Annotated in this window: 7 protein-coding genes and 1 pseudogene; 6 read left to right on the top strand and 2 right to left on the bottom strand. The window is 71.2% G+C overall.

Annotation, left to right across the window (positions count from 1 at the left end; all coding sequences use genetic code 11):
- On the bottom strand, positions 1 to 2,236 hold a 2,236-nt coding region (gene lon, locus IH13_RS37160; protein ID WP_031083168.1), incomplete at its 3' end, for an endopeptidase La.
- A 284-nt stretch (positions 2,237 to 2,520) separates the two neighbouring features.
- On the opposite strand from lon, the pseudogene IH13_RS40690 reads away from it, so the two are divergent.
- The 5 genes and pseudogenes from IH13_RS40690 (at position 2,521) to IH13_RS0110460 (ending at position 9,606) form a co-directional block, all read left to right on the top strand.
- Positions 2,521 to 3,196 (top strand): annotated as a pseudogene (locus tag IH13_RS40690) (spermidine synthase).
- A gap of 233 nt (positions 3,197 to 3,429) precedes the next feature.
- Positions 3,430 to 4,167, top strand: a complete 738-nt coding sequence (locus IH13_RS0110475) for a response regulator transcription factor (protein WP_031083167.1) — start codon at positions 3,430 to 3,432, stop codon at positions 4,165 to 4,167.
- Complete coding sequence (locus tag IH13_RS0110470; RefSeq protein WP_031083166.1) at positions 4,164 to 5,240, top strand: HAMP domain-containing sensor histidine kinase; 1,077 nt, start codon at positions 4,164 to 4,166, stop codon at positions 5,238 to 5,240. The genes IH13_RS0110475 and IH13_RS0110470 overlap by 4 nt, the downstream gene beginning before the upstream one ends.
- 257 nt (positions 5,241 to 5,497) lie before the next feature.
- Entirely contained in the window at positions 5,498 to 9,340 is a 3,843-nt protein-coding gene (locus IH13_RS0110465; RefSeq protein ID WP_031083165.1) for a multifunctional oxoglutarate decarboxylase/oxoglutarate dehydrogenase thiamine pyrophosphate-binding subunit/dihydrolipoyllysine-residue succinyltransferase subunit, read from the top strand.
- A gap of 86 nt (positions 9,341 to 9,426) precedes the next feature.
- Complete coding sequence (locus IH13_RS0110460) at positions 9,427 to 9,606, top strand: DUF6104 family protein (RefSeq protein WP_014048295.1); 180 nt, start codon at positions 9,427 to 9,429, stop codon at positions 9,604 to 9,606.
- Here IH13_RS0110460 and IH13_RS0110455 read toward each other — a convergent pair whose 3' ends face one another.
- Entirely contained in the window at positions 9,607 to 10,464 is an 858-nt protein-coding gene (locus IH13_RS0110455; RefSeq protein ID WP_031083164.1) for a hypothetical protein, read from the bottom strand.
- Between the two features lie 247 nt (positions 10,465 to 10,711).
- Here IH13_RS0110455 and IH13_RS0110450 point away from each other — a divergent pair.
- Positions 10,712 to 11,354, top strand: a 643-nt coding sequence (locus tag IH13_RS0110450; protein ID WP_063837425.1) for a DUF4097 family beta strand repeat-containing protein, incomplete at its 3' end; no start/stop codon positions are given.

Raw genomic sequence — 11,354 nt, 5'->3', positions numbered from 1 at the left:
GCACCCGCCCGGTCAGCGAGACCTCGCCGGTCATCGCCACGTCCGTGCGGACCAGCCGCCCGGAGAGCAGCGAGGCCAGCGCCGTCGTCATGGTGATGCCGGCGCTCGGGCCGTCCTTGGGGACCGCGCCCGCCGGGAAGTGGATGTGCGCGCCGCGGTCCTTGAGGTCCGCGACCGGCAGCTCCAGCTCCGCGCCGTGCGACCGCAGGAAGCTGAGGGCGATCTGCGCGCTCTCCTTCATCACGTCGCCCAGCTGGCCGGTGAGGGTCAGCCCGGACGCCCCGGTCTCCGGATCGGCCAGCGACGCCTCGACGAACAGCACGTCGCCGCCGGCTCCGGTCACCGCGAGGCCGGTGGCCACGCCGGGCACCGCGGTGCGGCGCTCGGCCGGGTCCTGGGCGGACTCGGGCACGTGGTGCGGGCGCCCGATCAGGCCCCTGAGGTCGGCGTCGGTCACCGTGAACGGCAGTTCCCGCTCGCCCAGCTCGTGCTGGGCCGCCACCTTGCGCAGCAGCCGGGCGACCGACCGCTCCAGATTCCGCACGCCGGCTTCCCGGGTGTACTCGCCGGCCAGCTTGCGCAGCGCCGACTCGTCCAGGGTGACCTCGTCGGGTTCCAGGCCGGCCCGCTCCAGCTGGCGCGGGAGCAGGTGGTCACGGGCGATGACGACCTTCTCGTCCTCGGTGTAGCCGTCGAGGCGGACCAGCTCCATACGGTCGAGCAGGGCCTCCGGGATGGCTTCGAGCACATTGGCCGTGGCCAGGAACACCACGTCGCTGAGGTCGAGTTCGACCTCCAGGTAGTGGTCGCGGAAGGTGTGGTTCTGCGCGGGGTCGAGCACCTCCAGCAGAGCCGCGGCCGGATCGCCCCGGAAGTCGGAGCCGACCTTGTCGATCTCGTCGAGCAGGACGACCGGGTTCATCGAGCCGGCCTCCTTCACCGCCCGGACGATACGTCCGGGCAGCGCGCCGACGTACGTACGCCGGTGGCCCCGGATCTCCGCCTCGTCCCGGACACCGCCGAGCGCGACGCGGACGAACTTCCGGCCCATGGCGTGCGCGACGGACTCGCCCAGTGAGGTCTTGCCCACCCCGGGCGGGCCGACCAGCGCCAGCACGGCACCGCCGCGCCGGCCGCCGACGACGCCCAGTCCCCGGTCGGCACGCCGCTTGCGCACCGCGAGGTACTCGGTGATGCGCTCCTTGACGTCCGCCAGGCCCGCGTGTTCGGCGTCCAGGATCTCCTGGGCGCCCTTGATGTCGTAGGCGTCCTCGGTGCGCTCGGTCCAGGGCAGTTCGAGGACGGTGTCCAGCCAGGTCCGGATCCAGGAGCCCTCGGGGCTCTGGTCGGACGCCCGCTCCAGCTTCTCGACCTCTTTGAGGGCGGCCTCACGGACGTGGCCGGGCAGGTCGGCGGCCTCGACGCGGGCCCGGTAGTCGTCGGACTCGTCCTCGGGGTCGCCGTTGAGCTCGGAGAGCTCCTTGCGCACGGCGTCGAGCTGGCGCCGCAGCAGGAACTCGCGCTGCTGCTTGTCGACGCCCTCCTGGACGTCCTTGGCGATGGATTCGGCCACGTCCTGCTCGGCGAGGTGTTCACTCAGCCACTGGATGGCGAGCTTCAGCCGCTCGACCGGGTCGACCGTCTCCAGCAGCCGCACCTTCTGGGCGGTGGTCAGGAACGGCGAGTATCCGGAGTTGTCGGCGAGCGCGGAGACGTCGTCGATCTGCTGGACGCGGTCCACGACCTGCCAGGCACCGCGCTTCTTCAGCCAGCTGGTGGCGAGCGCCTTGTACTCCTTGACCAGCTCGGCGGCGGAGCCGGCCTGCGGGCCGCGGCCGGACGCGGCCGGGGACGGGTCGGGTGAGGCGGCCTCGATCCTGGTGCCCTCCACCCACAGCGCGCTCCCGGGCCCGCTGGTGCCGGCGCCGATGCGCACCCGGTCGCGGGCCCGGATCAGGGCGCCGGGGTCCCCGTCCGAGAGCCGTCCGACCTGTTCGACCGTGCCCAGGACACCCATCCCGGTGTAGTTCCCGTCGACGCGCGGCACGAGCAGCACCTCGGGCTTGCCGCCGCCGGGGCGCGCGACGGCCTGGGCGGCCTCCACGGCGGCGCGCACCTCCGCGTCGGACAGGTCGAGCGGGACCACCATTCCCGGCAGCACGACCTCGTCGTCGAGCGGCAGCACGGGCAGGTCGATCGACGGGTACGTACGGGACGCGTTGGACTCAGCAGTCATGATCTCCCCTTCGGCAAGCAAGTTGAGCTATGCAGACTCAATGCTTGTGAGCCGCCGAATGTTCCCCAACCCCTGTTCGCTCTGAGCGATCAGCCTCGGTGCCCCTGCCCCGCCCGACCGGAGGCGCACTCCGCTCCGCCTCCCGGTCAGCACCAGCGGGCCGCCCGGGATTCCCCGCCGGGGAAAGGCGCCCGCGCCCTGGGCGCCGGTTGGCTCCGGCGCGGTGATCCGGGGAAGGATGGGCGGTTGCCATGCCCGCCGACCGGAGACCGGAGACAGCGCCCATGACCGCCACCGACATCCCCACCCCCGTCACCCTCGACCGGCGCGAGGGGCCGCACGGCGAAGTCGTCCTGCGCAAGCGCGGCGACGGCTTCGAGATCATCGCCAACGGGTGCTTCCTGATGGACACCTCCGACGGGCGCTCCGAGCGGCTGCTGATCGACGCGGCGCTCGACGCCCTGCCCGCCGGGCGCCCGGATCCGGCCGTGCTCATCGGCGGGCTGGGCGTCGGGTTCTCGCTCGTACGGGCCGCCGGCGAACCCCGCTGGGGGCGGATCGCCGTGGTCGAGCGGGAGGAGGCGGTCGTCGACTGGCATCTGGCGGGACCGCTGAGCCGGATCTCCGGCACGGCGCTCGCCGATCCGCGTACCGAGATCCTGCGGACGGACCTCGTGACCTACCTCCATACGACCACGGAGCGTTACGACGCACTGTGCCTGGACATCGACAACGGCCCCGACTGGACGGTCACCGAGGACAACGGAAGCCTCTACTCGTCTGGCGGCCTGCCGGGCGCGTCTGACGCCCGGCGGAGTGCTCGCCGTGTGGTCCGCACAGCCCTCCACGGCGTTCGAGGAAGCATTGCGGAATGCCGGGTTCCACGCGGTACGGACCGAAGAAGTAGCGGTTGCCCGAGGTGTTCCGGACGTGGTCCATCTCGCACTGCGCGCGGGCTGAACCCCCGCCCGGTATGCACGGCCCCGGTACCCCGCGGGGTGAGCGGTCCCCGGTCGGCGGTCGGCCTCCGCGACCGGGGGCGCTCATCCGGCCGGGGCAACACCCTGCGTAGCCGGAAGGCACCCTCGCCCCTTACGCTGCTGAGCGGCACAGGGGCTGTGCCCCACGAAACCACGAGCGAAAACCGCGTCTTGAGGGGAATGCTCTCCGCGAGAACGGGCAGGGGCGGGGCGATGGAACTGACACACACCACCCACAACGGCGTCGCGGCCACCCCCGGGGCCCAGCGCCGGGTCCTGGTGGTCGAGGACGACGCGACGATCGTCGACGCCATCTCCGCCCGTCTGCGGGCCGAGGGCTTTCTGGTGCAGACCGCGCTGGACGGACCCGCGGCCGTGGACGCGGCCGAGTCCTGGCAGCCCGACCTCATGGTGCTCGACATCATGCTGCCGGGCTTCGACGGACTGGAGGTCTGCCGCCGTGTGCAGGCCCAGCGCCCGGTGCCGGTGCTGATGCTCACCGCACGGGACGACGAGACGGACATGCTGGTCGGGCTCGGGGTCGGCGCCGACGACTACATGACGAAGCCGTTCTCCATGCGTGAGCTGGCGGCGCGGGTGCACGTCCTGCTGCGCCGGGTCGAGCGGGCCGCACTGGCCGCGGTGACGCCGCGCAGCGGCATCCTGCGCCTGGGCGAACTGGAGATCGACCACGCACAGCGCCGGGTCCGGGTGCGCGCCGAGGACGTCCACCTCACCCCGACCGAGTTCGACCTGCTGGTCTGCCTGGCCAACACGCCCCGCGCGGTGCTCTCCCGGGAGCAGCTGCTCGCCGAGGTGTGGGACTGGGCGGACGCCTCCGGGACGCGCACGGTCGACAGCCACATCAAGGCTCTGCGCCGGAAGATCGGCGCCGAGCGGATCCGGACCGTGCACGGCGTCGGCTACGCCTTGGAGACCCCCGCGCCATGACCCGGCCCGGCTCCGGACTGCGGCCCTTCTCGATCAAGGCGAAACTCGGCACGCTCGTGGTGGTCTCGGTGTTCATCACCACCGGCCTGCTGATCGTCGCCCTGCGCACCCGGACCGAGTTCCGGTTCATCACGGTCTTCTCGGTGATCGCGACACTCCTCATCACCCAGTTCGTGGCGCACGGGCTGACGGCGCCGCTGGACGAGATGCGGGCCGTGGCCCGGTCGATCTCGCACGGCGACTACACCAGACGCGTGAGCGGCGCCGGGCGCCGCGACGAGCTGGGGGACCTCGCCCAGACCATCAACCGCATGGCGGACGACCTGGAGGCGGAGGACCGGCACCGCAAGGAGCTGGTCGCCAACGTCTCCCACGAGCTGCGCACGCCGATCGCGGCGCTCAGGGCCGTGCTGGAGAACGTGGTGGACGGGGTGTCCGCCGCCGACCCCGAGACGATGCGCACGGCACTGAAACAGACGGAACGCCTCGGCCGGCTGGTGGAGACGCTGCTGGACCTCTCGCGGCTGGACAACGGCGTGGTGACGCTGAAGGCGCGCCGCTTCGAGGTGTGGCCGTATCTGTCGGGCGTGCTGAAGGAGGCGAACCTCGCCGCCTCGCACCGCGAGCTCTCCTCCGGCTCCGGCAACCACTCCCGTACGGACGTCCACCTCCACCTGGACGTGTCACCGCCGGAGCTGACCGCGCACGCGGACGCGGAGCGGCTGCACCAGGTGGTCGCCAACCTCATCGACAACGCCGTCAAGCACAGCCCGCCGCACGGCCGGGTCACGGTGCTGGCACGGCGCGGGCGGTACCCGGAGTCGCTGGAGCTGGAGGTCGTCGACGAGGGCCCGGGCATCCCGGAGGCCGAGCGCCACCGGGTCTTCGAGCGCTTCAACCGGGGGCAGGCGCCGTCCCCGCAGGGCCCCGGCAGCGACGGCGGTACGGGGCTGGGACTGGCGATCGCCCGCTGGGCGGTGGATCTCCACGGCGGCCGTATCGGAGTGGCCGAATCAGCTCGGGGCTGCCGGATCCAGGTCACCCTTCCGGGGAATCCGCAGTTGCGCGGTTGACCCGGAGTTCGAACCGGAGGGCCAGGTTCTCCCTCCTGACCAGGAACGAGATACGGTCCAAGGGGCCGAACCTCGGCCTCGCGTACCGAAGTGCAGCGGAACCCCGCTTGTTTCCCGCCATTTCATGCGCCGAAACCCGGCTTCCGATGTGATGTGCACGACGAAGACCGGCCCGGCCTGCACGTAACGGCTCGGGGGGCGTAGCCTTGATTTCCGCTGTCCATCACCTTGTGAAGCGGAAGAGGGCGGTTGCCGCCGTGTCGTCTCAGTCCCCCAGTAACTCGAGTATCTCGACCGATCAAGAAGCGGGCTCCGGGTCCAACCCGGCGGCCGCGTTCGGTGCCAATGAGTGGCTCGTCGACGAGATCTACCAGCAGTACCTCCAGGATCCCAGTTCGGTCGACCGCGCCTGGTGGGACTTCTTCGCCGACTACAAGCCGGGCACGTCCGGCACGGCGGACAAGCCCGTCCCCGCTGCGGCGGGAACCCCGGTGACGTCGGCGGCGAACAACGCCCCGGTCTCCGCGCCCGCTCCGGCCAAGGCCGCAACCCCCTCGCCCGCCCCCGCCGCCGCGGCGAAGGCGGCCCCTCCGGCCGCACCCGCCAAGCCCGCCGCGGCTCAGGCCGCTCCGGCGAAGGCGGCGCCCGCCAAGGCGGCCCCTGCCAAGGCGGTCCCGGCCGCCAAGGCCGCTCCGGCCGCCGGGAAGGCCGACGGCACCACCGAGGCCCCGGCCGGCCCCGAGTACGTGACGCTGCGCGGTCCGTCGGCCGCCGTCGCGAAGAACATGAACGCCTCGCTGGAGCTGCCGACGGCCACGTCCGTCCGCGCCGTGCCGGTGAAGCTGCTCTTCGACAACCGCATCGTCATCAACAACCACCTCAAGCGCGCCCGCGGCGGGAAGATCTCCTTCACGCACATCATCGGGTACGCGATGGTGCAGGCCCTCAAGGCCATGCCGTCGATGAACCACTCCTTCGCGGTCAAGGACGGCAAGCCGACCCTGGTCAAGCCGGAGCACGTCAACCTCGGCCTGGCCATCGACCTGGTGAAGCCGAACGGCGACCGCCAGCTGGTCGTCGCGGCCATCAAGAAGGCCGAGACGCTCAACTTCTTCGAGTTCTGGCAGGCGTACGAGGACATCGTCCGCCGCGCCCGTGTCGGCAAGCTCGGCATGGACGACTTCACCGGTGTCACCGCCTCGCTGACCAACCCCGGCGGCATCGGCACCGTGCACTCGGTGCCCCGCCTGATGCCCGGACAGGGCCTCATCATGGGCGTCGGCGCGATGGACTACCCGGCGGAGTTCCAGGGCACCTCGCAGGACACCCTGAACAAGCTGGGCATCTCGAAGGTCATGACGCTGACCTCGACGTACGACCACCGGGTCATCCAGGGTGCGGCGTCCGGCGAGTTCCTGCGCGTCCTGGCCCAGCTCCTGCTCGGCGAGAACGACTTCTACGACGACATCTTCAAGGCGCTGCGCATCCCCTACGAGCCGGTCCGCTGGCTCAAGGACATCGACGCCTCGCACGACGACGACGTCACCAAGGCCGCGCGGGTCTTCGAGCTGATCCACTCCTACCGGGTCCGCGGCCACGTCATGGCCGACACCGACCCGCTGGAGTACCGCCAGCGCAAGCACCCCGACCTGGACATCACCGAGCACGGCCTCACCCTGTGGGACCTGGAGCGGGACTTCGCCGTCGGCGGCTTCGCCGGCAAGACGCTCATGAAGCTCCGCGACATCCTCGGCGTCCTGCGTGAGTCGTACTGCCGCACCACCGGCATCGAGTTCATGCACATCCAGGACCCGAAGGAGCGCAAGTGGATCCAGGACCGGGTGGAGCGTCCGCGCCCGGCCCCGGAGCGTGAGGAACAGCTCCGCATCCTGCGCCGCCTCAACGCCGCCGAGGCGTTCGAGACGTTCCTGCAGACCAAGTACGTCGGCCAGAAGCGGTTCTCGCTGGAGGGCGGCGAGTCCGTCATCCCGCTGCTCGACGCGGTCATCGACTCGGCGGCGGAGGCCCGCCTGGACGAGGTCGTCATCGGCATGGCCCACCGCGGCCGCCTGAACGTCCTGGCCAACATCGTCGGCAAGTCGTACGCGCAGATCTTCCGGGAGTTCGAGGGCAACCTCGACCCGCGGTCGATGCACGGCTCGGGTGACGTCAAGTACCACCTGGGCGCCGAAGGCACCTTCACCGGCCTGGACGGCGAGCAGATCAAGGTCTCGCTGGCCGCCAACCCCTCGCACCTGGAGGCGGTCGACCCGGTCCTGGAGGGCATCGCCCGCGCCAAGCAGGACATCATCAACAAGGGCGGCACGGACTTCACGGTCCTGCCCGTCGCGCTCCACGGCGACGCGGCCTTCGCGGGCCAGGGCGTCGTCGCCGAGACGCTCAACATGTCGCAGCTGCGCGGCTACCGCACCGGCGGCACCGTGCACGTGGTGATCAACAACCAGGTCGGCTTCACCGCCGCCCCGGAGTCCTCGCGCTCCTCGATGTACGCCACCGACGTGGCGCGCATGATCGAGGCGCCGATCATGCACGTCAACGGCGACGACCCGGAGGCCGTGGTGCGTGTCGCGCGCCTCGCCTTCGAGTACCGGCAGACGTTCAACAAGGACGTCGTGATCGACCTCATCTGCTACCGCCGCCGCGGTCACAACGAGGGCGACAACCCGGAGTTCACCAACCCGCAGATGTACACCCTGATCGACAAGAAGCGCTCGGTGCGCAAGCTCTACACCGAGTCCCTCATCGGTCGCGGCGACATCACGCTGGAAGAGGCCGAGCAGGCGCTCCAGGACTTCCAGGGCCAGCTGGAGAAGGTCTTCGCGGAGGTCCGCGAGGCCACCTCCGCGCCGTCCCAGCCGCACGTCCCGGACGTTCAGGCCGAGTTCCCGGTCGCCGTGAACACCGCGGTGTCCTCGGAGGTCGTGAAGCTGATCGCCGAGTCCCAGGTGAACATCCCCGACACGGTCACCGTGCACCCGCGGCTGATGCCGCAGATGCAGCGCCGTGCCGCCTCCGTGGAGAACGGCACGATCGACTGGGGCATGGGTGAGACCCTGGCCATCGGTTCGCTGCTGATGGAGGGCACCCCGGTCCGGCTCGCCGGCCAGGACACCCGCCGCGGCACGTTCGGCCAGCGTCACGCCGTGCTCGTCGACCAGAAGACCGGCGAGGACTACACCCCGCTGCTGTACCTGACGGACGACCAGGCCCGGTACAACGTCTACGACTCGCTGCTCAGCGAGTACGCGGCGATGGGCTTCGAGTACGGGTACTCGCTGGCCCGCCCGGAGTCCCTGGTGATCTGGGAGGCCCAGTTCGGTGACTTCGTCAACGGCGCCCAGACCGTCGTGGACGAGTTCATCTCCTCGGCCGAGCAGAAGTGGGGCCAGACCTCCGGCGTCACGCTGCTGCTGCCGCACGGCTACGAGGGCCAGGGCCCGGACCACAGCTCCGCCCGCCCGGAGCGCTTCCTCCAGCTCTGCGCGCAGAACAACATGACGGTCGCGATGCCGACCCTGCCGTCGAACTACTTCCACCTCCTGCGGTGGCAGGTGCACAACCCGCACCACAAGCCGCTGGTCGTCTTCACGCCGAAGTCGATGCTGCGTCTCAAGGCCGCGGCCTCGAAGGCGGAGGAGTTCACCACCGGCGGGTTCCGCCCGGTCATCGGCGACGACTCGGTCGAGCCGGAGGCCGTCCGCAAGGTCGTCTTCTGCGCGGGCAAGCTCTTCTACGACCTGGACGCCGAGCGGATCAAGCGCGGCGACACGGAGACGGCGCTCATCCGTCTGGAGCGCCTGTACCCCCTGCCGGGTGCGGAGATCCAGGCGGAGATCGCCAAGTACCCGAACGCGGAGAAGTACCTCTGGGCCCAGGAGGAGCCGGCCAACCAGGGTGCGTGGCCGTTCATCGCGCTCAACCTGATCGACCACCTGGACCTGGCCGTGGGTGCCGACGTGCCGCACGACGAGCGCCTGCGCCGCATCTCGCGTCCGCACGGCTCGTCGCCGGCGGTCGGCTCGGCCAAGCGCCACCAGGCCGAGCAGACCCAGCTGATCAACGAGGTCTTCGAGGCCTGACCGGCAGCCGTACGCGCAGGAGGCCCGGTCCGCGAGATGTTCGCGGGCCGGGCCTTCGGCCTGTCCGGCCTCGTTATCCTGGTGCCATGTACTTCACGGACCGTGGCATCGAGGAACTGGAGAAGCGGCGCGGCGAGGAGGAGGTCACCTTCGAGTGGCTCGCCGAGCAGCTGCGGACCTTCGTCGACCTCAACCCCGACTTCGAGGTGCCCGTCGAGCGCCTCGCGACCTGGCTCGCCCGGCTGGACGACGACGAGGACGAGTAGTCACCACACCGGTCCGCCGCGGCGCGCGCCGGCTTCGGCCTCCGCCCTGAACCGGTCGTAGGCGAGGCCCAGCGCCCCCTGGACCAGCAGGACGAGCCCCGCCGCGATCCATCCCCCGCTGCGCCTGCGGGCCCCCCACAGGGTGAGCGGAAACCCCGCCGCGACCTGGACGGAGGCGACGGCCCGGGCGCGCGGGCCGCGCATCCAGGGGCCGAGGCCGGTGCTCTCGACCGCGTCGAGCTCCGCCTGCACGGTGTCGCGCCAGCCGGCCCACTCGATCCGGTCGGCGTGCGGGTGGACGTCGGCGGCGGTGCGCAGCCGGTCGGCCGGTTCGCCCGGGGCGAGGCCGGGAGGCAGGGCCACCCCGGTGCGGGTCAGCACGGCGAGCAGACCGCGGAGCCGGGCGTCGGCGTCCGCCTCCGGGTCCGGCCGGGTGAGGGCCTCCAGCTCCTGGACGTCCAGCACCGGATCGAGGCCCAGACGGGCCGCGAACGTCCGCATGGCCTCGTCCTCACCGGCCGGGGTGCCGTCGGTCAGCCAGATGTAGCCGACCGGACGGCGGAAGCCTCCGGCGAGCGTGTAGCCGGACCGGTCGCCGTCCCACCACAGCGCGAGGACGGGCCAGCCGGAACCCACCGCGAGTGCGGTGGCCCAGCCGCCCATGACCCGGTCGACGGGTTCGGGTCCGTCTTCTCCGCCCGGGCCGTCGCGCCAGGGCTTCCCTTCCGGGACAAGGACGCTCCAGCCGTTGCCGGCGGGCAGGAGCAGCATGCGTTCCCGCAACAGGTGCGCCGGCGGCCGTACGGACTCGGGGTCGGCCCGGCACAGCAGCAGGGCACCCACGGAGGTAGCGGTCATGTTTCCTACGCTAGGTCACCTCGCCCCGGTATGTACTGATTCCACGGAGCGCGCGGGCCCGGTGTGCGCCGATTCGGCGGATCGTCCGGCCGCGCCCGGACCGTTCCGGCAGGCGGTACCGGCCGTTCGGCGCGACCCGGTCGCCCACCTCCGCCCTGCCACCCCTTGACTTACGGCAACCGCGATATATCGTGTTCTTCAGAGACGCGATATATTGCGTGCCGTCATGCTCCGAGAGGTCAGATCCATGCCTGATTCGACGCGGACCGTCACCGAGCCGCAGACGCTCACCTTCGACGACCCCGTGACGGCGCTCCAGGTGCGCATCGTCGACGGCACGGTCAACGTCGTCGGGACCCCCGAACCGACGGCACGGCTGGAGGTGTCCGAGATCGAGGGGCCCCCACTGGTCGTCACGCGGCGGGGCACCACGCTGACCGTCGCGTACGAGGACCTGCCGTGGAAGGGGTTCCTGAGCTGGTTCGCCGGCCGGCACCCGCGCCGGCGGGCGGTCGTGTCGCTCGCCGTGCCGGCCGGTGCGGCGGTGGAGGTCGGGGTGATCGGCGCGGGCGCGGTCGTCTCGGGCATCCAGGGGCGCACGGAGCTGCGCGGGATCAACGGCGACTCCACACTGGTGGGGCTCTCCGGCCCCGTCCGCGCGGAGACCGTCTCCGGCGGCCTGGAGGCCCAGGCCGTGACCGGTGACCTCCGCTTCCAGTCCGTGTCGGGCGACCTGACGGTCGTCGAGGGCGCCGGCACCTCGGTGCGGGCGGAGTCCGTCAGCGGCGACATGGTGGTCGACCTCGACACCGCGGCGGAGCCGACGGACATCAGGCTGACCACGGTCTCGGGCGAGGTCGCCATACGGCCTGTCTCTTATACACATCTCT

It is taken from the genome of Streptomyces sp. NRRL WC-3549 (genome assembly GCF_000721935.1).
Classification (GTDB): domain Bacteria; phylum Actinomycetota; class Actinomycetes; order Streptomycetales; family Streptomycetaceae; genus Streptomyces.
The sequence above is the reverse complement of the archived record's forward strand: the minus strand, read 5'-3'. Positions and strand labels throughout refer to the sequence as shown.